This is a genomic window from Halodesulfovibrio sp. MK-HDV, from assembly GCF_009914765.1.
GTDB lineage: Bacteria > Desulfobacterota > Desulfovibrionia > Desulfovibrionales > Desulfovibrionaceae > Halodesulfovibrio.
On sequence record NZ_WYDS01000001.1, the window covers coordinates 289,834 to 313,160 of the forward strand.

Sequence of the window (23,327 nt, forward strand, 5' to 3'; positions counted from 1 at the left end):
GCATGCTAGCTTTTGGCTGTTTATACTTTTGTTAGTCTGTTGCCTGTGTTGATTAGTTATAGACTTACCTGATCGGAGTTTTTTTCCAAAACGGGGAGTTTATATTTTTTAAAAGCTTCAACATCGGGTTTGTATGCTCGGATCAGGTAATTCCAACCATCTTTTGGTGTGTACAAAAAATTTGGTGCCAAGTTTTTGCAAATTGTATCACCAAAGACCACCGTAAATGTTCCATCATTATTCATAGATATATTATGATTTGAGCCAATTACGTTGTTGTCATCTGACATTAGATATTTGTCAGGACCGTAGACCGTGATTGAGAAAAAAGCTTTCGCTTGTATGGGCTGAAACGTTGCTGTGTAGCAAGTTTTACCCTTAAGTTTGGGATCGGAATATGGTTTATACATTGCATTTTCGTCTGCTGAAAGTCCCCACCCGCCTGCGGTTACGTATGTAAATTTTTCCCAGTCATGAACTAGATCTGTGCTTTTTTGCATCGCATTGAATGTGTCGGGCAATTTGTTGTATGCAGAAAGTAACGCCTCTCGTACTACCAACATTTTTTTTGTGTCGGGGCGAATCAGAGTATCTTCGTTTTTTGCTCCTTCAATGAAGTATTTGGGCTGCAATTTATCGACAACATACTGGACATCTTCTTTTGTTCCGTTGGTACCCATCCGAACTCCAACTGCTACAAAATCTGAATCAAAATCTGAAGCTTTGAATGTGTGACTTCCACCACCATAGAAATAAAATGGAGTCATGTGATTCTCAGTAATAATTTGTACAGAAAGGAACCTATCTTCAACTTCAGGTAGCTTGAGAGTGAAGCCATCTTGTACATTTACCGTTGCGATAGAATAGATCGTGTCGAGGTTTGGAGATACAACCCATTTATCTTCCGCGGTTGCGAGAGTCTTAAAGTGATGAAATTTATTCAGCTCTGCACGTTCAATAAAGTTTGCTAAAAAAGCTCTTGATTCTGCCTGAATATATTCTTTGGGCGACATTTCATATTTTTGGGGATCAACGGCCCATTTGCTTGTATCCATATTTGGGATTTCAGCAGCAGCAAAGGTAGAAAAACCGATGAAAAAGGTAACTAAGAATAGTTTAAATATGTTGTTGGTGCTCATTAGTGTTCCCTCATGAAATTCTTTCTTACATACGTACAAAAAAAGACACTTCAAAAGGCATCATATCTTTTGCTGGTGAAACGCGACAATGATACCCCCCCTATCACAGAAAGAAATGTAGTTAGTTTTTTGGGAGATTGATTCTAGAATGATCGTTGCTGTCGACTCTATCATTTTAGAATTTTTACTGATGAGTTGTGAAAATACATTTTTATTATGTGAGTTTTGAATAATTTTGTAATTTCTATTCAGTGTTAATCTTTTGATGATATTTATTCTGAATCAAATTGGTGTTTGCTCTTGTTTACGATTTCTAGTTTTGGATAATTATGGAGGAGCACTTACTAACAATGACAGTTTGATTTGGTTTGCCAAAATGCTTTTGTGTCAAATAGTTAGAATGAGAACTATACTTTTTCAGTAGTAAAACAAGCTGGTTGAATATCAAAATACCTTCATTTTTCCATTGACATACAAACTCTATGCGCTGATTTTACCCACATATTATTTAACGTATAATTTGTTTGTAGGGGTCGTTATGTGTAATAAATGGTTATTCCGTGTCTGTGCTTTGTTTTTGCTAGTTTTTGGTTTGATCTGCACTCCAAATATTTCGTTTGCTCAGCCTTCCGGAAAATTAGTGATTTTCCATGCGGGTAGTCTTTCTGTTCCTTTTGCCGCAATGGAAAAAGCTTTTGAAGCAAAATACCCAGAGGTTGATGTTCAGCGTCAAGCTGGTGGCTCTACTAAACTTGCTCGTCTTATTTCCGAAGTAGGTCAAAAAGCAGATATTATGGCATCTGCCGACTACGTTGTGATTAACAAAAACCTTATCCCGAAATATGCATCCTGGAACGTGCGTTTTGCATCTAACCAGATGGTGCTCTGCTACACTGATAAATCAAAATTTGCTGATACAATTTCCAGCAAGAACTGGTACAAAGTTTTACAGAACAAAGATGTAGTATGGGGACATTCTGACCCTAACCTTGATCCTTGTGGCTACAGAGCATGTATGGTGCTGCAGCTTGCTGAAAAATTCTATGGGGTCAAAGGATTAAACGACAAATTGGTTGCTAACCGCCCTGCTAAAAACGTTCGCCCTAAGTCCGTTGAACTTATTTCATTACTCCAGTCCGGACACATGGATTATGCTTGGGAATATCGCTCTGTTGCAGTGCAGCACGGTCTTAAATTTATTACTCTTGACCCGCACATGAACCTTGGTGATTACAAACTTACTTCGTTTTACAAAAATGCTGTTGTCAAAGTTACTGGTAAAAAACCGGGAACCTTTATTAACCGCAAAGGTAAGTCCATCACTTACGGTATCACCATGTTAGATGGTGCTAAAAACAAAGAAGCTGCTGAACTTTTCCTCGCGTTTATGCTTTCTCCAGAAGGCGGCATGCAAGTTCTTAAAGATAAGGGCCAGCCACCATTCATTCCTGCACGTACCACTGCTGAAGGTATGAATGATGTTCCGCTTTCACTTAGAAAATTTGTTGAAGTTCGTGACTAAGTATGAGCTTTGATCGCACTGGTCGGAGAAGGAGCTCGCTTTTGCGAGCCTTCTTCGGCTTTCTTCATAATTTTTGGTTTGCTTTCTCTTCTCTTTTAATCATTCTTTACATTGCCCTCCCGTTGGGAAAAACCATTACAGCTCCAACGATGGAAAGATTGTTGGAAACGCTGCGTGACCCCGATGTCATAGCTTCTGTGTGGCTCTCTATGTCTACCGCTGCTACGGCGGGGTTGCTTGCGCTTGTGTTCGGAACGCCACTGGCCTACTTACTTGCGCGTTCAAAATTTCCCGGAAAACGTATTGTTGAAAGTCTTATTGATCTGCCGATTATGATTCCCCACCCGGTAATAGGCATATCTATTCTTACTATTACTAATCCCAACACATACTTTGGCAGTATTTTAGAATCTCTCGGAGTTGAGATAATGGGGACGCGTACGGGGATCGTTAGTGTGTTGTTTTTTGTAGGACTGCCCTTTTATATTTCAGCAGTTAAGACAGGCGTTGAATCTATTCCCGTTCGTCTAGAAAAAGTTTCACGTTCTCTTGGCGCAAGTAAGGCGCAAACCTTTTTACGGATAACTTTACCTCTTTCGTGGCGTCATATGCTGGTGGGCATCATCATGTGTATGGCTCGTGCATTAAGCGAATTTGGTGCTGTGATTATCGTCGCGTACCACCCTATGATTGCACCAGTCCTGATGTATGAACGGTTTACAGCCTACGGTTTGGCATGGTCACAGCCTGTAGCTGTCATTCTTATTCTCGTCAGCTTGCTCTTTTTTATTGGTATGCGGGCAATACCATTACCGGATAGAGATCAAATATGATTGTAATAGATAATCTTTCCATAGAGCTGCCGAATTTTTCCGTATCGGATGTCTCGTTGCATATTCGCCGAGGAGAGTTTTTTGCGATTATGGGACCTACTGGTTCTGGTAAAACTCTAGTAATGGAAAGCATTGCGGGTATTGCTCCGCCGTACACTGGTTCTATTGCGATTAATGATGTGGATATCAGCAGTGCGCCGCCGGAAGATAGAAAAGTGAGCCTCGTGTATCAGGATCACTCACTATTCCCACACCTTACTGTGTTGCAGAATGTTATGTACGGCCAGCGATATCAGCAGATAAAAAAGGCTGAAGGGGAACGAATAGCACGAGATTTGTTGGAAACGCTGAATTTATCTCATGCGGTTGATCGGAAGCCTATGCGGTTGTCTGGTGGAGAGAAACAGCGTGTTTCTATCGCACGTGCACTCGCATGCAAGCCTGATGTGTTGCTGCTTGATGAACCTTTGTCGTCTCTAGATCCGCAATTTAAAGCCGATTTTCGTGCGGTATTGAAAAACATTCATACTCAGACAGGTATTACTATAGTTATGGTCACACATGACTTTGTGGATGCACTTACATTGGCGGAGCAAGCGGCAGTTATTCATAAAGGTAAACTTTGTCAGCAAGGAGCTGTGCACGATATTTTCCACCACCCTGTTTCGTCTTTTGTAGCAGATTTCGTGGGCATTTCTAATGTGCTTCCTGCTTCGTTTACTGAGAACTCCTGTCTACTTTTTGATGGAGCATTGCGGATTCCGTCTGTTCGGCACGAATCTATGACACAGGGACTTGTAGCGATTAGGCCGGAGCATGTTTCGGTTCGTGAGCAGGATACGTTTGATCCGGATTGGGTTCGTTTTACCGGTACATTAAAGCATCTTGATAAATATGGCTTAGCATGGCGCGGTATTGTTGAGTGCAAGGATCAAATATTAACGACAACACTTGATTCAAATGCTGTTTTCGCCAACACACTCCACCCCTCCATGACGGTTCATATTGGTTTCCCTGAAGCCGCAATTCACTATATGAGGGACGAGGCCGTTTAGATTCCTTGCGCTACGCAGACTTCTTCTGTATCCCATAAAAAGATTTCGTATTTTTTATTCAGGAGAAGTTTTTATGAAGGTTGTTAACCTATATCTCATGTTCACTGCTGCATGTATTGCTGGCGGCATATATCTGTTTCATCCCGAATTTGTGATGCAATATTTAGATACATTTGTAGTCGGCTTTGCAGCTCTTGCGTATTTTTTGTTTTTCCGTCCTTGGATGAAACAAAAACTGACTGGGAATAAGACTAAAAGAAACGAAACGAATGAAGATGATAAAAGCGAGTAGTGCTTCGGCACTACTCGCTTTTTTATAGGGAAGACTTTTAGTCTGTAAGAGTCGTTACTTTGCTTGCTTCGTTATGTCTTTGTATTCTGGTTTGGAGTTCCACATAGGAATGGTGAGTATTTGGTCGCTTTCAAGTGGTAACTTATCAAGTTGTACCATGCGAATATCTTGGTTGTCGTATGTTCTAAAATAGCAACGATGACGTTTCAGATCGTATACAGCCGTCCATTGTGTGTAGTCTGCAGAAACTGAATCGTCTGGCTTAATATCTACAGCCACTCCTTTTACAATAGAGATGTTGTTAATAAGCAGAAAAGCCTGATTGACAGCTTCATCCGCTGTTGCAATCGACTCTACAGAGTTGCTAAGCAAGGCCATACGTACGAATCGGGACGGTGGTGTGAAATCGCCGGGGAGCCCGACCATTCCAGATCCTTGTCCAATTGGTGCCACATTATAATCACGAATGGTTGTAGGGGCGCTGTTTCTCGAAGTTAGATTTGCGTAGTTTGATAGATTCTGCAGGTGCCATGCGAATGGTGGAGAATTTGTAAATACGTTTACGGGGTTGTCTGCAACTACAATTTTACCATTAATTGGTTCTACGACAATGGATTTTCCTGTTTTATCCATTATGATCCAATGCATAGGTAAGATCATTCCCATTTTTTTAAAAGTGACACCTACAAGCTGAATTTTAGAAATTGCTTTTCTTACTTCATCCAGAGTAGCACATGTTCCTAAAATGAATGCACCAAATGCTTGAGGTGCAATAATATTGGCGGCATCATTATCTGTCGCTTTTGGGAAGCTTGCAATTCCGGGAAACCAAAATCCCCCGAGATAAAGCTCCTTCTCATTTATGCCATCAACAAACATTTTTTCGCCAAAAGCGTTGGGGCCAAGAAATGCATATTTGTTTTGCCATGTCATGCCATCATTTCCGTCTGGTGCAGGGCTTACCCAGTCTTGCCCACGCGGTACAAATAGGATGTCGGACTTGAGAGGGGTACCAAATTCTAACGTACGGGCAAAAGCAACGGCTCCGTCTGTAGCTTGAGTTTTTACTCCAGTGCAGGCCTGAGCAATTGTTGCATTGGAAACTAAGATTGCACAACAGAATAGAACTAATAACCATTTAATCTTTAGCATAGTTTTACCTTTTATAGCTCTAAATTTGAGTCTTTGGGATGAATTGTAGCATAAAGTTTGGTTTTAGACCGATGAGTTCTAAGTGATTGGGCAAGAAAAAAGGCAGCACTGAGTGCTGCCTTTTATTGATCATAAATGAGTTTGCTTTGTTACGGTCTTATACGACCTCTGCGGCTTGAGTTTGTTTCCGCAATGCATGGCACAGTATGTACACTATTGGAGTATCAAGAGCAGCAATTGCTAATTTAACCAGCCATTGGCCGAGTATTACTTCGCCAACAGGTAAAATTCCCCAAAATGCGATAGTCACAAATATTGTTGAATCAATGAGTTGGGAGACAATAGTGGACACGTTATTCCGTAACCATAGGTGCTTGCTGTTTGTCTTTTCTTTAAGAAGATGAAAAAGCCAAATGTCGTGCTTTTGGCTTACGATATAAGCAACCAATGAAGCTGCAACAATGCGGGGAGTATTTCCGATAACAGCAGAAAAACTGTCTTGTCCGCCCCAGAAAGGAGCAGCCGGCCATGCAACAGCAATCCATGCAAGCGCGGATGTCATAACTAATGTAATAAAACCACATTGAACAATATCGTTGGCGCATTCTTTGCCCCAGACTTCACTTATCACGTCAGAAACAATAAAAGTCAGAGAGTATGCTAGCACCCCTGCTGGCACAGCAAATCCTGCAACCATAATAATTTTACTGGAAATAAGCGCCGCAACAACAAGTCCGCCAACAAACAGGCTTAACAGCAAAGCAAGCGCTTTGCGGTCAAAAGAATCCATACGTAAACTCCTTGGGATCAACAGTCCTAAAGATGGGCATAACAGCCCTTCGCGATCGGGAAAACAGCCCCGGGCGAATAAATTGCCAGTGCCCCCCTTGCCATTTGTGTTTTCCGAAGTCAAACTAACGTGCTTAATTAATGATAAGGAGAAGACAGCATGTCTATTACCAAAAGTCAGGATAAAACAGACCACCTTCAAGCATTAGGCAAGGGTGGAGAAACTACATATCAGCTCGATGGACCACATTCTGGAATTCTTGAAACATTTCCGAATAATTACCCTAATCGACCATACATTGTGAGCGTAGAATTTCCCGAGTATACCTCACTTTGTCCTATGACCGGCCAGCCGGACTTTGGCTTGATCATCGTGGAGTATATTCCTAAAGAACGTATTGTGGAGTCTAAAAGTATCAAGTTGTATTTCTTCGCATATCGTAACCACCAGTCTTTTATGGAGACCATAGCGAACACGATGCTTGAAGATTTTGTTGAAGCGCTTGACCCGCTTTGGTGTCGTGTGAAGGGGCTGTTCAGCCCGCGTGGCGCGACCACGTTGCATGTATTTGCTGAGCATTTTGATACTGGAGCTGATAATTTAGATGAAATTAAAGTAATAGTTTCAGAATGGAAGCAGGAAGCTAGCCGTCATTCTTCGTAATATTTTTTCTGATTATGATATGAAAAAGGGAGCAACACTGCTCCCTTTTTTATATCGAAGTTTTCTTATTATGTTCAAAGTGGTTATTCTTTTTTTCGCTTATAACGCGTTTGAACAAGTGCATTGAGAAGTACTTGAGTTTCCATATGTTCAAAAGAAAGATGTGCCGGGAGCATTCCAAACAGTTTCGTCCCTCCCCCAAGCAACATTGGAACTGTGGAAATAATGACTTCATCGATCATATCTTTTTTAAGAAAGCTCTGAATGACGTTAGCGCCATCAATATAGAGCCTACTAAATCCTCTTTTATTCAAGGCAGTGATGATGTCATTAATTTCACCCTGCATGATTTCTACGTTATCTTTGAGTTTGTCAGGGACAGAAGTTAAGGACGAGCTAAGAACAAATACTGGCTTTGAGTAATGCCATTCCCCACCAAATCCGAGTATTGTCTCAAATGTATTTCTTCCCATTATGACACAATCAACGCTCTGCATAAAATCTTGAAATCCAAAATCTACGTTTTCAGGATTTGGGATGCACTCAAGGAAATCCAATTTATTATTTCTGTCAGCAATGTATCCATCGATGCTTGCACCAATAAAAACGAAGTTTGGCATTTTCACTCCTGTCTATTTCTATATTTGCTTTTTCTTTTATTTTAAAGAAAGCAAGTTACCTTTTTCCTTTGAGTTCGTCAGGTTTTGATATTCTGGAACACGATTTTGATACATCGAAAAATTCAAGTCTTATCTCTTATTTGCCTAATTTGATGAAATTATTTCCCCTGTCTTAGTCGTTGCTCTTTTCTTTGACCTTGCTGCCTACCTTCTGGTAGGTAGAATTTAATCGCTGTTTTCAGCGTTGAAAAAGTATTTTGGACAAACAAGAAATCTACTTTTTGGTAGAAACAAATCAGGATAGGATATTATGAAAAAAATTTTTGAGCGTACCCAGATTGGTAAGATGTCATTAAAGAATAGACTGGTTCGTGGTGCCACATGGGAAAATCTTGCAGAATATGATGGGCGGATGACAGAAAAGTTGTCCACTCTTTATGGAGAGCTGGCTCAAGGTGGTGTCGGGATGATTATTACCGGTTATGCGTTTGTAATGCCGGATGAACAACCGAATCCCGGGATGATGGGAATATCTGATGACAAATTTATTGAGCAGTACAAAGCGCTCACCGATATGGTTCATGAACATGACTGTCGTATTGCTATGCAGATTGCATACGGTGGCTCTCAAACAAATTATCGAGTAGATGAGCGTACTATTTGGGGGCCTTCAGAGATACCTGACCCTGCTTTTGGCGTTACACCAGTTCCCATGACTAAGGCAGAGATCAATGATCTTGTTATTGCGTACGGTAATGCTGCGCAGCGCGTTGAAGCAGCAGGTTTTGACGGTGTGGAAATTCACGCAGCACATGGCTATCTGCTGAGCCAATTTTTAACTCCGCATACAAATCGTCGTACTGACGAATATGGTGGAAGCATCGAAAATCGATCACGCATTCTTGTTGAAGTGTATGCAGAGATTCGACGTCGTGTTGGCGATTTTCCTGTATTTCTTAAAATTAATGCTGAAGATTTTATTGAAGACGGTTTAACCTTTGAAGACAGTATGTACGTAGCGAAACTATTTGATACTTTGGGAATTGATATTCTCGATATCTCAGGTGGAACTTTTGCTTCGGGTAAAAAGATTCCCTGCCGTGGAAAGATCTCTGGGCCGGAAAAAGAAGCATACCACGCACAATATGCGGCTAGAATTGCCGAGGAAGTTAGCGTGACTGTTTTGGTGAGTGGTGGTATTCGTACGCCGCAGGTTATTGAGAATGTGTTGAACACAACGGGCATTCAGCTTGTCGGAATGGCAAGGCCTCTGCTTGCAGAGCCAGAATTGCCAAATCGTTGGCTTTCCGGTGATGAAGGTTCTCCGAAATGTATTTCTTGTAATGGCTGTTTCTCTCCAAAACCTAAGGGTAGCTACCCATGTGTGCTGCGCCCTTATGTAGCTTTTGAAGCATAATTTATTAATATTTAAATCAATAGTTACGCAATGCAAGATACAAAAAATACTATTCTAGATGTAGCTGAAGACTTTATTCGGCGAAACGGGCTTAATGCTGTAAGTTATAAGCATATCAGCGATGTTGTTGGTATTAAGAAAGCCAGCATTCATTACCATTTTCCGCAAAAAAAGGATTTGGTAAATGCCCTTCTTCTCCGTTGTGAACAAACATACGGCTGTGAGTATCAAAGCATTGTGTCCAGTGCCTTGTCTGCACCGGAAAAACTTCGCAAGATTGCGGATGTTTTCAAGCAAGGTACTGTTGCTGGAAAAGTTTGCCTAATGGGCGTTCTCAGTTCAGACCTGACATCACTTGATGAAAGCTCTCGGTTGATTCTAGAAAAGACCGCAGAAAGTACTGTTGCAACGTATGCAGCAATCTTCGAACAAGGACGGATAGAAGGATCAATGCATTTTGATGGTTCTGACTATAATGCAGCCTATGCCTTCTTTTCAATGCTCATTGGTGCACAGATTATGGCACGAGTAAAAGGTGGAGCTGAGGCTCTACAGGCTGCGTCTGATGCAGTGATTGACGGATATCTTAAAAATTAGCATTGCGAATACTATAAAAAAAGCCCCATACATTGTATGTAAGGGGCTTTTTTAAACTAATATGCTTTTCTACATGAATTTTTGTATGGAATTTTATGATGTGTGTTTTTATTTAGTTAATGAAATTAAATATAAGTTACTTCACAAATATCCTCTCGCTTCCCTGAATGCATAGGTATCGTTCTCTTTTATGTGAGAAAATGCAGCCTGATCTCTTTACATTATTGCTACTTTTTCATAGATAAATTGTGCTAATGGTTTAGTTTTTCTACAATATCATTGACAAAGAGCGCCGCAAGAGATTTTTAGCAGCTCCGCTACTTTATTTTTACGATGTTAAAGACAAAAAACGCGAAATTTCCTTTCGCCTGCTGGTTCTTTTGGCTTTTAACAGAGACGGTCAATAACCCTGCAAGATGATTTATCTGCAGTAGCCATGATCTTCACACCAAAATTAAAGGTAAGCATTCGTTTTACCGATTCTTTTTATAGCTTGTGGCTCGTTTTCACACGGAACATGCTGCTCATGGATGAGACACTCAAACTTTTTATTCCGGAAACAATGTGATGCGAACATTTTTTATGAGTTTATTGGTGCTGATTCTTTTGACAGCGCCCTCTACTTCGTTTTGCAAAGAGACCTCTCTTTTTGAACGTATCAAGCTTGCCAATGCAAATGTTTCAGTTATCAAAACAGCCTTTACCCAATGTACCAATCTGGCACTCTTCGATGAACCCTTGATGGTATCGGGTGATCTTATTGTCGAAAAGCCACAGAATTTACGCTGGGAGTATAGTCAGCCTACTTCATCAGGTTTTATTTTAAATACTGATGGTGGATTACAATGGAGCAGTACTGGAAAAAATTGTTCTGTTATGCGTACTGAACTTTCCCCTTCTCTTCGCATGATGGCTAACCAGATGTTGCGTTGGGTAAATATTGATGAAGAAGCTTTGTCTAAAGATTTTCACATTAAGGTTACCGAATCCGATAAGCCAACTATTATGTTGCGCCCTAAAGATGGCGACCTGGCAAGGTTTATTAAGTGCATTTCTATTGAGCTTCCTGCATCACTAATTGGTGTTAAAACTATCGTGGTTACTGAGGCGAATGACAGTTTAGTTACTTTAGCATTTCAGAAGGCAGAAATTAATCTGAAACTGGAACCGACTACATTTAAAAAGCCATAATCCTCTATTTGGGAAGGCTTATCTCGTTTAATGCATGGCATCCAAAAGATGTTTCATCTGGGATGGAATTAAATGCGATGATGGGGTCTGCTAGTATTATTTGCGCGCTTTTTGCTTTCCTAGCCTCACTCTCAAAGGAGACTTAGCTCATGAAATTCTTTTTGTGCACACTCGTGATCTTATTAGCAGGATGCGCTCAGACATTGCCACCGCCATTGCCTGCAATGCCTAATATGAAGCCTGAATTACTCGGACAGAACTGGCCGGAAAATGAAGCTCAATTTCAAGTAAGTGGTTCATTGTGTCTTTATTTCATTACTATCCCTGTTCAGGGCATAGTTTCTATGGAAGAAGATGGAAGTGCAGTTTCTATCGCACTACTAACGCAAATGGGTACTTCTATTTTTGAAGCTAGACTAACTCGTGACGGCTATGAAATGTTCACTGTTTCTCCAATGCTTAAAAAACATCCACAATTAGAGCCAATGCTTATCCGTATGGCAAAAGCTCTATATCTTCCAGAACCGGTTTCGACTGTGTGTACTTCAGAAGGTAAAAAGAATATCGCGCAACTTCGTTGTCCTGAGCAGAACATTTTATATAGCTATACGGTTGTTCCTCAACGGTCTGACAAGATTCAGCTTCGCCGCCGTATCAATGCAGAAAATGAAACTACTGTATATTTGAAAAATTGGCAGGATGAACATGGTACGACTTACCCTACCCGCCTTTATTACAAGGATGCAGGGTGTGGTTTTGTGGCGAAACTGTCGCAAAAGCCGATTTCTTGTCCTCAGAGTATTATGGCCGAAAAAGCTTCTTAGTTTTGAGCAAAGAGTCGTTAGCTAATTTAGCTCATGATGATGACAGTCACATCTGAAAATTAGGCAATAGTTATAGTCAGCTATGGATCGAGCCTGTCTATAGGATAGTGTGATAGTGATAGTTTTTTTCGATTTGATTTTATTCCGCATAATTACGTACAAGTACATCTGATTGCTCTTATGATCCCTAACTAGAAGGACTATCGGATGAAATTTACCTATAAAGTTTTTGCACTTCTATTCATATTTTCCTTATGCATCAGCATGCCTTCTCATGCATCCGGTTTGGATGTTTTTGCGAATCAGTCTGGCACAATAGCCATTGCAGGGGGCACCGCCCATATTCCTGTTATGAAGGCCGCAGCAAAGCGCATAATGATGAAAAACGCTGACATTCGCATCACTATTGCAGGTGGTGGTTCCGGCGTTGGGATTCAAAAGGTGGGTGAAGGTCTTGTTAATATAGGTAACGCTGGTAGAGCTGCTAGTAAGAAAGAAAAAGCAAAATACAACCTGACTTCTTTTCCATTTGCAATTGACGGTGTTGCCACAGTTCTTTCTGCTCACAACTCTGTAACTGCCCTGACTACAACGCAGATTCAGAATATTTTTTCTGGTAAAATTACGAACTGGAAAGAATTAGGCGGCGAAGATGCTGCTATTCATATTTACACTCGCGATGAAGCTAGTGGAACCAGAAGCGTTTATTGGAAAAAATTACTCAAAAAGGGAAAAATTGTTGATTCTGCGAATGTTGTAGCATCTAATGGCGCCATGAAAGTAGCTATCGCTCAAGATCCTCATGGTATAGGCTTTATTGGTATTGGCACATTAGACAGTACCGTTAAAGCCCCTGCTCTGGATGGCGTTAGTGTATCACAGGAAACAGCTAAAAATGGTACATACAAAATTGTTCGTAAACTTTACATGAATACGAACGGTACCCCTTCCGGCATTGTAAAATCATTCATTGACTATATTCTTTCAGATGATTGCACGGATATTATCGTTTCCAGTGGATATTTACCACTACACTAGGACGTGCCTTGCATAGCGTCAGAATCAGCCGTTTTATAACTAGCACTCTTTTTGTAGCAACCACTGTTTCCTGTATAGCAGTGGTTGCTATTTTCTCTTTCCTTCTTTATTTCTCCCTCCCCCTTTTTTCCCTGACCCAATTGCAGCATGTCTTTACGTGGTCATGGCAACCCTTCGAAGGAAATTTCGGTATACTCCCTATGATTATGGGCAGTGTATTGCTTTCCGTGTTTTCTTTAGTTCTAAGTTATCCACTAAGCTTGGGTGTTTGTTGCTATATTCACGGCTCAGATAAGTCTTTTCTACGTAAAGGAATGCTGATCCTCGTACAATTTATGACGAGCATTCCGACGGTCATCTACGGCTTTGTTGCTGTGTTTTTATTGGTGCCCTTTTTGCGTTCTTTTTTTCAGATACGGCACAGGTTTTTCCCTCCTCGCAGCCGGACTTATTTTGAGCTTACTTATTCTACCTACTATTGTGCTTATTTTACACAGCCAGTTCTCGCAGATTGAGCCGAAAATACGCTTAACAGCGAAGGCGCTAGGTATGTCTGAAGCACAAAAGTTTATCTACATTGTTTTTCCGAATGCTCGAAAAGGGATGCTTACAGCTGCTGTCCTTGGTTTTGGACGTGCTGTGGGTGATACACTTATTCCTTTGATGCTTGCAGGAAACGCCGTGAGTCAGCCGGAGTCTGTTTTAGACTCTATTCGTACTCTTACTGCACATATTGCCCTAGTTGTTGCGACGGATAGCCAAAGTGATGCGTATCTTTCGCTGTTTGCATGCGGGCTAGTCTTGTTTTCTTCTACTATTGCAGTGAACGTAGGGCTTCGATGGATTGCAGGTCAGGAGGCTTCTCATGAGTAGAATTAAAGAACATCTGCTTTCTATAGTTACGTATGCGGCTCCGATTATTGTTGTAGGAGCTGTTGTTCTGCTATTGGGGTTTCTTTGTGTTAAGGGGGTACCTTCATTATCCGTAGCTCTTATTTTTGGAGACGCCTCTCCCTATGATGTCTTGTTTAGTGGAGTACCTGTTTTTGATGGGATATGGCCAGCGTGTGTTGGGACACTGTACCTCGTATTGCTGTCTTGTAGCCTCTCGATTCCCGTTGGGATTATGACGGGGATCTATCTTACTGAATTCGCGCCAGAGAAGTTGAAAAGACCTGTTACGTTTTTGACAGATTTGCTCGCAGGTATTCCATCGATTATTATGGGACTTTTTGGTTTTTCACTTATCTTGCTTGCGCGGAAGACCATTTTTCCACAGGCTGTCACAGGGCTTTGGCTTTCTGCGTTATGTATTGCGGTGCTTATACTGCCCTATTGTATAAACTCTACCGTAATCGCACTTTCCAGTTTGCCTGAAGATCTCAAACTGATCGGACCATCTCTTGGCTTTAGTCCTGTACAAAGTACATTTTACATCCGCATTCCATTGGCTTTGCGCGGGATAATGAGCGGTGTAATTTTATCTATCGGTCGAGCCTCAGAGGATACTGCGGTCATCCTTTTAACCGGTGTAGTGGCAAACGCTGGGGTACCTCGGAATATTTTTGATAAATATGAGGCTCTGCCATTTAAAGTATACTATCTTGCTGCTCAATTTCAGAGTCAGGCAGAGCTGGCGCAAGGTTTTGGGACAGCCTTAATTTTGTTGTTACAGACGACTTGTCTCTTTCTGGCTGCTCATTACTTACGCCGAACAATGGAACGAAAATGGCTCTAACAAAAATTACACATCAAGCTATTCAAACAGAGAATGTCTCGATTGCTTTTAATGGACTGCCGATTGTTAAAAACCTTACGGCCTCATTTCCTAAGAACAAACTTTCTGTCCTTATCGGACGTTCTGGTTCCGGAAAGACAACATTACTACGCAGTTTTAATAGGTTAAATGAATGTCTGGAGGGAAGTCATACAACGGGAAAAATTACTGTGACTTTGAGTGATACAGAGCACGATATTTATTCCGGCACAATTTCGTGTGAAGAGCTTCGTCGTCGAGTTGGAATGGTATTTCAAACACCAAACGTACTGCCGACTTCCATACAGAATAACCTTATTATCCCGCTAAAGCTTGCCTTGCAGATTCAAGGTAGTGAAGCTGAAGCCCGTATGGAACATGCTCTAAAACAAGCTGCACTGTGGGGAGAGGTTAAAGATAGACTTAAATCTCCTGCCTCTCATCTTTCCGGTGGTCAGCAGCAGAGATTATGCATCGCAAGAGCGATGGTTTTGCAGCCTGAAATTTTATTATTGGACGAGCCTAGCGCTTCTTTGGATTTTCATGCAACCCGGACCATTGAGGATCTACTTGAATCTCTTTCGGCTGATTATACAACGATTGTTGTTTCTCACAGTCTGGCGCAGGCACAGCGTCTAGCAGATAAACTTTACGTGTTTTCTGCTGGTGAGCTGGTTCAAACCCTCTTGAAAGATGAGGTGCAAGATAGTTCTGTCATGCAGCGTACAATAGACAGCTTACTATAACTGGTCAGATATTTTCTCTGACTTCTGTGTGTGCCGCCCCGCTATTCCTTTTCATCATGCCTAAAACATACGTTTTATGAATTCTGACAACATTGTAATCAAATTCTGTACGCTATACCGATATTATTCGTGTATAGGCGACACTCGTGCTTTTAGTTTACAATCAAAGCCGGACGCGTTCTTAAGAGTAAACTCTTTTTTGAATAGATACGGGTTGTGAGGCTGAGATGCTTTTGAAGGTTAAGAATAGGAAAATATTGTATGTCCACCAACGCTACTAAAATTCTCTTGGTTGAAGATCAGGAAACTGCCGCCACATATATTGCCAAAGGCCTTCGGGAAGAAGGTTTTGTTGTGGATGTTGCCCATAACGGTCCAGACGGGTTGCACTACTTTTTGACTGAAGAATATTCGTTGGCGATTCTTGATATTATGTTGCCTGGTATTGATGGGCTTACCATTCTTGAAACTGCTAAAAAGGCAAATAGAAAATCAGCCGTTTTATTTCTTACTGCTCGAGATGGTGTAGAAGATCGTGTTCGTGGGCTTGAGCTTGGTGCGGATGACTATCTAGTTAAACCATTCGCATTTGCTGAACTATTGGCTCGAATTAGGGCATTATTACGACGTTGTTCACCTATTATTACTGCTGAAACGGACTTGATTGTCGGCGATTTAACATTAAATCTTTTGACGCATCAGGCATCGCGAGCCGGAAAAATTATCGAGCTTACTCCTAAGGAATTTGCCCTGCTGCAACTTTTTATGCGACGCAAAGGTGAGGTTCTCACACGTACCGTGCTTGCTGAACAACTTTGGGGAATTAGCTTTGATTGTGACACCAATGTGGTTGATGTGGCTGTAAGCAGGTTGCGAATTAAAATAGATGCTGATGCAACGCAGAAACTTATTCATACACAGCGGGGAGTCGGGTATGTTCTCAAAGCAGAAGGATAAGTTTAGCGTACTTCGTACCTGCTCGTTACAGGCTCGCCTTGCCATATCGTTTGCAATCATAACAACGATGATTGTTTGTGCGACATCTTTTTTGCTTTATTCCGGTCTCAAAGATCAGGTAAGAAATGAAGACAAGATGGAGTTTATCGAAGCCACCTCATTTATCCGTAAAGCTGTTAAAACTCTTTCTATTACAACCAATTCTGAAAGTTGGCAGCTTATTTGGGAATATGCCGTAAATGCTCATGGTCGATTGGGTGTTCGCGTCTTTTCTACAAATAAAGAACTTTATCTCACCACCCCGAATATTAATATCCCCCCGGATGTATTCTCTCTATCTGATCCTCCAAAGTATGGTGTCTGGATTGATCCCAAATCTAATATTGAATACCGAATTACATCGTTTCAGGTGGAAACTGAACCGGGACATGTCTGGCGAGTTGATGCTTCATATGATTTGAGTCCAACAAGCAGCCTTCTTAGCGCTTATCGATGGAATTTGATGGTACTTCTGCTTGCCGGAATATTACTTTCTGTTGCCATAAGCTGGTTTGTCAGTGGATACGGTTTGCGTCCGCTACGGCATGTAACAACTGCCATGCAGGGGATTTCTTCTGAGCATCTTTCGGAGCGCATAGGTGATCAGCCGTGGCCTAAAGAGCTTGCAGGGCTCGCTCAATCTTTTGATGCTATGCTTGAACGTCTGGAAAAGGCGTTTACAGTTCTAAGCCAATTTTCTGCTGATATTGCACATGAAATGCGCACGCCGGTAAGCAATATGCTTTCAGCTGCCAGTGTGACCCTTAATAGGGATAGAGATGCTGCAGAATACAAGCAAACATTGGAAACAATTGAGCTTGAGGCAACACATCTTTCTAAGCTTGTTGAAAACATGCTTTTTCTGGCTAGGACTGAACATATGCAACAGTCTTTGCATATTGAAAAATGCTCCATTGCTGAAGAGTTTCAATTTCAGCAAACGCTGTTGGAAGCTCTAGCAGAAGAAAAGCAAATTGAAATCAGATGGCGTGGTCAGGGCTTTGTGACTGCCAATAAAGATCTATTACGCCGTGCCCTACTCAACCTTGTAAGTAATGCCCTGCGATTTACTTCAGCGGGTGGGCTTATTCAGCTTGTATCAGAGCAACTTGATGGTTTTGTAAAAATTACGGTGTCTGATTCTGGAACGGGAATAGAGCCCCAGCACCTTCCACATATTTTTACCCGTTTCTATCGTGCCGATTCAGCTCGTGCTGACCGTTCGAATACAGGGCTTGGGCTTGCCTTTGTACAAATGATTATGACTGTGCATGGGGGCAGCGTTTCTGTTGAGACTGAAGTAGGGAAAGGAACCACGTTTACCCTGTTGTTTCCTACCATAACAACACTGTAATGTTTCTGTTTGAGATTTGAGGAGTACTTTTTTGTAGTTTGTTTCCATTGCATATGACCTGTTGCAAGAGCTTGATGTTAAGCAACTGTGTCGTTTTATCAAAAATGCTATGGAGAATCGCGATGAAAATGGCTCCCAAATTTGTAACAGTTGTTATCTTTATTTGTCTCAGCGTTGGTGCTGTGCTGACGGTGTTCGCCAGCGATAATGACCATTGGCCTGCACTTAAAGGTAAAATAGTTTCTGTTGATGCTAAACGTGCAGTTGTCACTATTAAAAATGTTCAGGGACAGCAGATGACGTTTCAGGTTCTGCCTACTTCCGAAATAAAAATAAAAAGTCATGGCCTGCTTAAATGGAACCGTGACGCAGCCTTTAAAGATCTTAATGTCGGACAGTGGATTACGTTAACCTATTACGGTTCCGGTGAAGTAAAGATAGCGAGGGACATAAAGATTTTTTTGGACGGAAAGGCCGTGAGTGCTTCCCTTTAATTTTAGTACTTATGATTCGGGCAAAATTAGCCTCGTACCGATAAGAAATGATGTCATAAATCAAAAAAGCCAGCAGACCCTCTGCTGGCTTTTTTGATTTTTCTAACTTTGAATAACAACTTTGTAATCCACCAGTAAGCTCTTTGAAATGTGCCGAAGAGTATCCTTCTTGAATATCGAAACAATGTTCCAGCTACATGGAGTTAAAGAGAAAAGTTATGCGCACAACGTTAGCTTTCTCTGTTTTCAACTCGATGGTAACACTTTATTCTTGTTGGATAAAATAAATGAGTATGCAAAGAGTTTGTACATATTTTGAAGCAAAACTACGCTACAGGTATGTTCCCTTATTTCTACTTGGTTTGTTGGTGATAATTACCACTACAACATATTTGAATCAGCTTGATCCCGACATAATGGAAGGAAGAAATTTTATAACAGCAAGTGAAATTGTGGAGACAGGGAATTGGCTTGTACCAAGACTTTTTGGCGAGTTACGTATCGCAAAACCACCACTTCCAACATGGATGACTTCAGCTGTAATGGTTTTGGCTGGCACTGATACAAACTTGTTTGTAAACAGAATTCCGTCTGCCTTTGCCGGACTGTTTTTAGCAATGGCTTTTTTTGGTCTTACCAAATCCGTGACAGGTTCTTCACGTATCTCAATAATAAGCACCGCAGTTCTGGCAACCAGTTATCTACATATATTTATGGTGCGACGAGGCACATGGGACATACATGCTGTTGCCTATATGACTGCAATGATATGGGCACTAGACGTATTGCTGAAATCCAAAGAATTTCGACCATGGCTATGCTTATTGGCAGGGGTGCTGTTTGGGCTGTCATTTTTGAGTAAAGGGCCTGTGGCTTTTTATGCGTTGTTACTGCCATTTTTATTTTCAGAACTAGTTGTTAACGATGCAAAAAAAATGGGCAGACAGTGGAAGAAGCTTCTTCTTGTAACTGGATGCGGAGTAATAATCTCTGTAAGCTGGTACCTCGTTATTATGCTAATGCATCCAGAGGCTATGGCGGCGATGTTTTCTCAGGAAACAGCAGCCTGGGCAGGAAGACATGTTCGAGTTTGGTGGTATTACTTACCTCAAGTTCCGGCGATGTTGGGACTCTGGGCTATTCCTGCGGTACTCGTTTGTATTCCGATGTTTGCTTTTTCGCGTTTGCAAGATTCCATTCCATATAAAAAACTTTTGCTTTGGACACTCGGAATTGTTGTACTCCTTTCTATTATTCCCGAAAAGAAAGTGCGTTACTTATTACCAGTCATTATTCCTTTGTCCATGCTTGTTGGCGGGTATTTGGATTACTGTTTAAAGCGTGGTTTTTCTTTTTCCGGCAGCAGAAGAATATTTCAACTTTATCTTGTATTAGGCGTGATAATTACACTTGCGGCGATAGGAATTATCTGGAGTTCTGGAGAAATCACCTCGCCAGCTTTAGCTCATGATCCTTCAGAATTACTTATCGTGGCCTGTTACGTTTTGCTGGCAGCGACACTATGTGTAACCTATATGTGTCGTAAGCCTAACCTACTTTTGGGATGTGTTTTTGGTTTGGTGGCTTTTGTTCTTATTACTACCCCGCCGCATATCAAAACCCTATTACCCAAGAGGGGAATACTTCCTATTCAAGATGTGCGTAGCTTTGTCGGAAAAGCTGAAAAAACTGTGCATACTCTTACGTCGTTGAAGCTCCAGACTCAGTGGGTTCTTGGTAAGCCTGCAACACGAATTGTTGCAAAAGATCTTACTACGCTCTCACCCGGAGAGCATATTGTTATAGCAGCTTACCCAACAGCTTTTCCAAAGAATGTACTTGTCGAAAAAGAATATTTAGCTCGATATATTAAGCGTGACCCCCTGCTGATATATCGGGTAACTGTCCAGAATTAGGCCTCTTTATGTTAAGTGCTCTCACAATATTTTGTGAGAGCACTTTTTTGCTGCAGAGTGTTGAAAACTGCATTGCAACAGAGTTTGGATTGCTGGGTTTTTAATAAGAAGATCAGTCTGGCTATTCGGGCAGAGTATCATCATTGTTTTTTGTTGATGCTCTGCGCGTTATGCTGAGCTATGGATAGCTCAAGGGAAGGAGCTTTTGTTGTAGGTAAGGCCTTTGAGGCAACGAGAAGAAAGGCAAGTAGGCACAAGGCGCAAATAATCCACAGCATAGCAGTATGGAAGAATGAGGTATTGCGCATGAACGTTCTCTCTTTTTGCATACTCTGTGATAATTTTATTGTGGATCAACTCTTTTAGATCTTGGCTTATACCACGTAACCACTGTTCTATGACAGTTTCATGTTAAGTAGTTCAAGCGCTGTTAAGAACTTTCGCTGAATCGCACCTTGGGTTTCCTTGGATTCACACTCTACTTCTTTATATGGAGCCCTGAGTGAAGATCATGGAGTGTTTTTCGGTATTGAGGATTTCACAGTCTGGAACATCTGAAGGCAAAAGGTCGGGCGTGAATTTTACACGCCCTATTATGACCTTTAATGCTTTCGCTAAGCTTTTTACTGCACGAATTATTGCGGTATTGGGAATACTTTCAAGAAGCACATAACCATTCGTAATAAGCCCAGTATAGTGTCTGTACTACAGAGTTCTGATCGTCTATTTATCTTGCGGTCTTTCTTTGAGCTGAACAATGGATATTACAAGCGCTTCCAGAAAATTTCCATACTTTGATGGTCGTTCATGCTATTGATTTATTTTTTCTTAATACCGGTACCTCTTGAACCACCGGGGCCAACGCCATAATCTTCATAGACTTCTTCACTGGCGTTGCCGATTGAGAAACTGTCTGGGCGTTGACTTGGTGGGTATTCTTCGTATGTTTTTAGTTCTTCAAAGATAAGAGCGTTGGCTTTGTAGAATACGAATAAGTGGTTGATGTACCAATTCCAATATGTGTTTGAGTTATAGTCTGCCCGTTCAAAGGGGTCACGACGCAGGTTAAATATTTTAGGAACTCGTAACCATATAAAAGGTTCGGCCCAGAGCGCTAATGTGTGTTTTCTTTGTTCACCGTAAATCACTTTCCAAGCGGTTGTGTGTACTTCTTTAGACTCTTTACCGATGCTTGATTTGCCAACTTCAGCCATGCTGCCGGAGCTGGTGTTGTAATCGGATTGGTCATAACGGATGGCCACAATTTGTGCATCCGCATTGAAGTAGATGAAGCTTTTGCGTGGAGACTCGTCTGTTTTACCTGCAAAGTAATCTGCTTGGTTAAATCCATCTAAATGGATTTTAAATTTCTTACCGTTCGCCCTGTAGCCTTTGAGAAGCTTTTCTTTAATATCTGGATCACCAGCAGCAGCAAGCAGTGTTGGCATCCAATCTAGTGCAGAAACAATACCATTTAAGACTTTGCCACCCTTCCAGTTACCTTGTGGCCAACGTACAAATGCTGGCACTCGGTAAGCGCCTTCCCAGTTAGTTTCTTTTTCTGATCGGTAGTATGTACTTGCTGCATCTGGCCATGCGTTGCCGTGAGGGCCGTTGTCGGTTCCGTAATAGACTATGGTATTATCTGCGATCCCTTTCTCATCAAGGTAATCAAGTAGCTTACCAACGTGCATGTCATGTTCCATCATGCCGTCATTGTAGAACCCCTGACCTGAAATGCCGATAAGTGAATCTTTAATGTAGGTGTAGAGATGCATACGGGTGGCGTTCCACCATACGAAGAATGGTTTGTTAGCAGCTACCGCTTCGTCCATGAACCTAATTGCCTGAGTGACTGTGTCATCATCAATCGTTTTCATGCGCTCTATGGTTAGCGGGCCTGTATCTGTGATTTTACCATTGGAGAAAGAGTGTAGAACGCCGCGTGGACCATAATTTTTCAAAAATTCTGGTGACCGAGGGTAATCAGGGTTCTGAGGTTCTTGCATCGCGTTAAGATGATATAGGATGCCATAAAATTCATCAAAACCATGATTCGTTGGTAACTGTTCATCTCTATCACCTAAGTGATTTTTGCCAAATTGTCCGGTCACATATCCCATATTTTTTAGGGCTTCAGCAATGGTCATATCGTCTGCTTTCAGACCGTCCGGTGCTCCTGGTAATCCGACTTTTGTGTTACCGGTTCGTAATCCGTTCTGTCCGGTAATGAAGGAGGAGCGTCCGGCTGTGCAGGATTGTTCTCCGTAATAATCTGTGAACGCGATCCCTTCATGGGCAATTCTGTCAATGTGCGGGGTTCTGTACCCCATACCACCACGGTTCCAGAAACTTATATTGTATATCCCTATGTCGTCACCCCACATAACCAGAATATTAGGTTTTTCTGCGGCATAAGAGATTGAACTACTTACAACCAATGATACTGCAAAAATACATAACACTGCTATTTTAGTAAGATTTTTACTAACGATGTGTTCAAACATACGAACTCCTTATGCCGTTATTTACTGAGAATGATAGTGATCAGTTCTTGTTTTTCTTTTTCTGTTAATTGTACCTTGTTTAATAATTCAATGAGGTTGGCTTTATCCTGCAGCGATGTGTTTGTGTTAGTTTGTGGCTGGATTGGTGGTGTGTATGGAGCCTGTGGACGCTGCATGGTACTATTGTCTGTCGGTAAATGCGGTGGGTGATTTTGCATGTAGCCTTGGATGCGGTTCATATTTTTCTGGACTGCATCCATTGGATATTCAGACGTGTTGTTTGCAACTACGTTGATGGCAAAGAGTAAGGGAAAAATGAATGCGCAACAAAATATGAAATATTTCATAGAGCGGCTCGTTATTTTACAGTGTTTTCTGGAAACGAAATTAGTGACAGATCGTCTTATTCTATTCTTCTACAAACA

24 protein-coding genes are annotated in these 23,327 nt (G+C 41.5%); 17 read left to right on the plus strand and 7 right to left on the minus strand.

Annotated elements, in window-relative coordinates:
• Positions 1-56: 56 nt before the first annotated feature.
• Positions 57-1,139 (minus strand): DUF1254 domain-containing protein, encoded by a 1,083-nt coding sequence (locus MKHDV_RS01390; RefSeq protein ID WP_160711484.1) that lies wholly within the window; start codon positions 1,137-1,139, stop codon positions 57-59.
• 538 nt (positions 1,140-1,677) lie between these two features.
• Here MKHDV_RS01390 and wtpA point away from each other — a divergent pair.
• The 4 genes from wtpA (at position 1,678) to MKHDV_RS01410 (ending at position 4,841) form a co-directional block, all read left to right on the plus strand.
• Complete coding sequence (wtpA, locus tag MKHDV_RS01395; RefSeq protein WP_160711486.1) at positions 1,678-2,661, plus strand: tungstate ABC transporter substrate-binding protein WtpA; 984 nt, start codon at positions 1,678-1,680, stop codon at positions 2,659-2,661.
• Between the two features lie 41 nt (positions 2,662-2,702).
• On the plus strand, positions 2,703-3,494 hold the full coding sequence (locus MKHDV_RS01400; protein WP_254060383.1) for an ABC transporter permease: 792 nt from the start codon (positions 2,703-2,705) through the stop codon (positions 3,492-3,494).
• The gene (locus tag MKHDV_RS01405) at positions 3,491-4,549 is read left to right on the plus strand and encodes an ABC transporter ATP-binding protein (RefSeq protein ID WP_160711490.1); all 1,059 of its coding nucleotides are present in this window, start codon (positions 3,491-3,493) and stop codon (positions 4,547-4,549) included. Before MKHDV_RS01400 ends, MKHDV_RS01405 begins: the two co-directional genes overlap by 4 nt.
• A gap of 73 nt (positions 4,550-4,622) precedes the next feature.
• Positions 4,623-4,841: a hypothetical protein gene (locus MKHDV_RS01410; protein WP_160711492.1), complete on the plus strand. Its 219-nt coding sequence runs from the start codon at positions 4,623-4,625 to the stop codon at positions 4,839-4,841.
• A 54-nt stretch (positions 4,842-4,895) separates the two neighbouring features.
• Here the strand turns inward: MKHDV_RS01410 and MKHDV_RS01415 are convergent, their stop codons facing one another.
• Together MKHDV_RS01415 and MKHDV_RS01420 are read right to left on the minus strand one after the other, a co-directional pair.
• Positions 4,896-5,993 (minus strand): linear amide C-N hydrolase, encoded by a 1,098-nt coding sequence (locus MKHDV_RS01415; protein ID WP_160711494.1) that lies wholly within the window; start codon positions 5,991-5,993, stop codon positions 4,896-4,898.
• A 157-nt stretch (positions 5,994-6,150) separates the two neighbouring features.
• Complete coding sequence (locus MKHDV_RS01420) at positions 6,151-6,783, minus strand: queuosine precursor transporter (RefSeq protein ID WP_160711496.1); 633 nt, start codon at positions 6,781-6,783, stop codon at positions 6,151-6,153.
• Positions 6,784-6,942: 159 nt separating this feature from the next.
• On the opposite strand from MKHDV_RS01420, the gene queF reads away from it, so the two are divergent.
• The gene (gene queF / locus MKHDV_RS01425; RefSeq protein WP_160711498.1) at positions 6,943-7,446 is read left to right on the plus strand and encodes a preQ(1) synthase; all 504 of its coding nucleotides are present in this window, start codon (positions 6,943-6,945) and stop codon (positions 7,444-7,446) included.
• An 83-nt stretch (positions 7,447-7,529) separates the two neighbouring features.
• Here the strand turns inward: queF and MKHDV_RS01430 are convergent, their stop codons facing one another.
• Positions 7,530-8,066: a dihydrofolate reductase family protein gene (locus tag MKHDV_RS01430; RefSeq protein WP_160711500.1), complete on the minus strand. Its 537-nt coding sequence runs from the start codon at positions 8,064-8,066 to the stop codon at positions 7,530-7,532.
• A gap of 310 nt (positions 8,067-8,376) precedes the next feature.
• Between MKHDV_RS01430 and MKHDV_RS01435 the strand changes: the two genes are divergently transcribed.
• The 12 genes from MKHDV_RS01435 to MKHDV_RS01490 all read left to right on the plus strand — a co-directional run bounded on the left by MKHDV_RS01435 (position 8,377) and on the right by MKHDV_RS01490 (position 20,395).
• Positions 8,377-9,483, plus strand: coding sequence for an NADH:flavin oxidoreductase (locus MKHDV_RS01435; protein WP_160711502.1), 1,107 nt, complete (start codon positions 8,377-8,379; stop codon positions 9,481-9,483).
• Positions 9,484-9,513: 30 nt separating this feature from the next.
• On the plus strand, positions 9,514-10,080 hold the full coding sequence (locus MKHDV_RS01440) for a TetR/AcrR family transcriptional regulator (RefSeq protein WP_160711504.1): 567 nt from the start codon (positions 9,514-9,516) through the stop codon (positions 10,078-10,080).
• 567 nt (positions 10,081-10,647) lie between these two features.
• A complete protein-coding gene (locus MKHDV_RS01445) occupies positions 10,648-11,271 on the plus strand; it encodes an outer membrane lipoprotein carrier protein LolA (protein ID WP_254060387.1) in 624 nt (207 codons plus the stop codon).
• A gap of 149 nt (positions 11,272-11,420) precedes the next feature.
• Entirely contained in the window at positions 11,421-12,095 is a 675-nt protein-coding gene (locus MKHDV_RS01450; protein WP_160711508.1) for a hypothetical protein, read from the plus strand.
• A 207-nt stretch (positions 12,096-12,302) separates the two neighbouring features.
• Positions 12,303-13,133, plus strand: a complete 831-nt coding sequence (locus MKHDV_RS01455; RefSeq protein ID WP_160711510.1) for a phosphate ABC transporter substrate-binding protein — start codon at positions 12,303-12,305, stop codon at positions 13,131-13,133.
• A 369-nt stretch (positions 13,134-13,502) separates the two neighbouring features.
• On the plus strand, positions 13,503-14,006 hold the full coding sequence (locus MKHDV_RS18815) for a PstC family ABC transporter permease (protein WP_254060388.1): 504 nt from the start codon (positions 13,503-13,505) through the stop codon (positions 14,004-14,006).
• Positions 13,999-14,871 carry a PstA family ABC transporter permease gene (locus tag MKHDV_RS01465; RefSeq protein WP_160711512.1) on the plus strand — a complete coding sequence of 291 codons (873 nt, stop codon included), beginning with the start codon at positions 13,999-14,001 and terminating at the stop codon, positions 14,869-14,871. The genes MKHDV_RS18815 and MKHDV_RS01465 overlap by 8 nt, the downstream gene beginning before the upstream one ends.
• Entirely contained in the window at positions 14,862-15,635 is a 774-nt protein-coding gene (locus MKHDV_RS01470) for a phosphate ABC transporter ATP-binding protein (protein ID WP_160711514.1), read from the plus strand. Before MKHDV_RS01465 ends, MKHDV_RS01470 begins: the two co-directional genes overlap by 10 nt.
• Positions 15,636-15,896: 261 nt before the next feature.
• Positions 15,897-16,592 carry a heavy metal response regulator transcription factor gene (locus MKHDV_RS01475; RefSeq protein WP_160711516.1) on the plus strand — a complete coding sequence of 232 codons (696 nt, stop codon included), beginning with the start codon at positions 15,897-15,899 and terminating at the stop codon, positions 16,590-16,592.
• Positions 16,570-17,985 (plus strand): heavy metal sensor histidine kinase, encoded by a 1,416-nt coding sequence (locus MKHDV_RS01480; protein ID WP_160711518.1) that lies wholly within the window; start codon positions 16,570-16,572, stop codon positions 17,983-17,985. The genes MKHDV_RS01475 and MKHDV_RS01480 overlap by 23 nt, the downstream gene beginning before the upstream one ends.
• Positions 17,986-18,107: 122 nt before the next feature.
• Positions 18,108-18,479, plus strand: a complete 372-nt coding sequence (locus MKHDV_RS01485; RefSeq protein WP_160711520.1) for a hypothetical protein — start codon at positions 18,108-18,110, stop codon at positions 18,477-18,479.
• Between the two features lie 287 nt (positions 18,480-18,766).
• Complete coding sequence (locus MKHDV_RS01490; protein ID WP_160711522.1) at positions 18,767-20,395, plus strand: glycosyltransferase family 39 protein; 1,629 nt, start codon at positions 18,767-18,769, stop codon at positions 20,393-20,395.
• 486 nt (positions 20,396-20,881) lie between these two features.
• Here MKHDV_RS01490 and MKHDV_RS19130 read toward each other — a convergent pair whose 3' ends face one another.
• The 3 genes from MKHDV_RS19130 to MKHDV_RS01505 form a co-directional block, all read right to left on the minus strand.
• Positions 20,882-21,064, minus strand: a complete 183-nt coding sequence (locus MKHDV_RS19130; protein WP_216846831.1) for an AAA family ATPase — start codon at positions 21,062-21,064, stop codon at positions 20,882-20,884.
• Positions 21,065-21,213: 149 nt separating this feature from the next.
• On the minus strand, positions 21,214-22,902 hold the full coding sequence (locus MKHDV_RS01500) for an arylsulfatase (RefSeq protein ID WP_160711524.1): 1,689 nt from the start codon (positions 22,900-22,902) through the stop codon (positions 21,214-21,216).
• 17 nt (positions 22,903-22,919) lie between these two features.
• The gene (locus MKHDV_RS01505; protein WP_160711526.1) at positions 22,920-23,249 is read right to left on the minus strand and encodes a hypothetical protein; all 330 of its coding nucleotides are present in this window, start codon (positions 23,247-23,249) and stop codon (positions 22,920-22,922) included.
• Positions 23,250-23,327 lie beyond the last annotated feature (78 nt).

What these genes read in the sequence shown, in the direction of transcription:
- MKHDV_RS01390 (WP_160711484.1), bottom strand. Translation starts at nt 1,139, where the DNA reads ATGAGCACCAACAACATATTTAAACTATTCTTAGTTACCTTTTTCATC.
- wtpA (WP_160711486.1), top strand. Translation starts at nt 1,678, where the DNA reads ATGTGTAATAAATGGTTATTCCGTGTCTGTGCTTTGTTTTTGCTAGTT.
- MKHDV_RS01405 (WP_160711490.1), top strand. Translation starts at nt 3,491, where the DNA reads ATGATTGTAATAGATAATCTTTCCATAGAGCTGCCGAATTTTTCCGTA.
- MKHDV_RS01410 (WP_160711492.1), top strand. Translation starts at nt 4,623, where the DNA reads ATGAAGGTTGTTAACCTATATCTCATGTTCACTGCTGCATGTATTGCT.
- MKHDV_RS01415 (WP_160711494.1), bottom strand. Translation starts at nt 5,993, where the DNA reads ATGCTAAAGATTAAATGGTTATTAGTTCTATTCTGTTGTGCAATCTTA.
- MKHDV_RS01420 (WP_160711496.1), bottom strand. Translation starts at nt 6,783, where the DNA reads ATGGATTCTTTTGACCGCAAAGCGCTTGCTTTGCTGTTAAGCCTGTTT.
- queF (WP_160711498.1), top strand. Translation starts at nt 6,943, where the DNA reads ATGTCTATTACCAAAAGTCAGGATAAAACAGACCACCTTCAAGCATTA.
- MKHDV_RS01430 (WP_160711500.1), bottom strand. Translation starts at nt 8,066, where the DNA reads ATGCCAAACTTCGTTTTTATTGGTGCAAGCATCGATGGATACATTGCT.
- MKHDV_RS01435 (WP_160711502.1), top strand. Translation starts at nt 8,377, where the DNA reads ATGAAAAAAATTTTTGAGCGTACCCAGATTGGTAAGATGTCATTAAAG.
- MKHDV_RS01440 (WP_160711504.1), top strand. Translation starts at nt 9,514, where the DNA reads ATGCAAGATACAAAAAATACTATTCTAGATGTAGCTGAAGACTTTATT.
- MKHDV_RS01445 (WP_254060387.1), top strand. Translation starts at nt 10,648, where the DNA reads ATGCGAACATTTTTTATGAGTTTATTGGTGCTGATTCTTTTGACAGCG.
- MKHDV_RS01450 (WP_160711508.1), top strand. Translation starts at nt 11,421, where the DNA reads ATGAAATTCTTTTTGTGCACACTCGTGATCTTATTAGCAGGATGCGCT.
- MKHDV_RS01455 (WP_160711510.1), top strand. Translation starts at nt 12,303, where the DNA reads ATGAAATTTACCTATAAAGTTTTTGCACTTCTATTCATATTTTCCTTA.
- MKHDV_RS01465 (WP_160711512.1), top strand. Translation starts at nt 13,999, where the DNA reads ATGAGTAGAATTAAAGAACATCTGCTTTCTATAGTTACGTATGCGGCT.
- MKHDV_RS01470 (WP_160711514.1), top strand. Translation starts at nt 14,862, where the DNA reads ATGGCTCTAACAAAAATTACACATCAAGCTATTCAAACAGAGAATGTC.
- MKHDV_RS01475 (WP_160711516.1), top strand. Translation starts at nt 15,897, where the DNA reads ATGTCCACCAACGCTACTAAAATTCTCTTGGTTGAAGATCAGGAAACT.
- MKHDV_RS01480 (WP_160711518.1), top strand. Translation starts at nt 16,570, where the DNA reads ATGTTCTCAAAGCAGAAGGATAAGTTTAGCGTACTTCGTACCTGCTCG.
- MKHDV_RS01485 (WP_160711520.1), top strand. Translation starts at nt 18,108, where the DNA reads ATGAAAATGGCTCCCAAATTTGTAACAGTTGTTATCTTTATTTGTCTC.
- MKHDV_RS01490 (WP_160711522.1), top strand. Translation starts at nt 18,767, where the DNA reads ATGAGTATGCAAAGAGTTTGTACATATTTTGAAGCAAAACTACGCTAC.
- MKHDV_RS01500 (WP_160711524.1), bottom strand. Translation starts at nt 22,902, where the DNA reads ATGTTTGAACACATCGTTAGTAAAAATCTTACTAAAATAGCAGTGTTA.
- MKHDV_RS01505 (WP_160711526.1), bottom strand. Translation starts at nt 23,249, where the DNA reads ATGAAATATTTCATATTTTGTTGCGCATTCATTTTTCCCTTACTCTTT.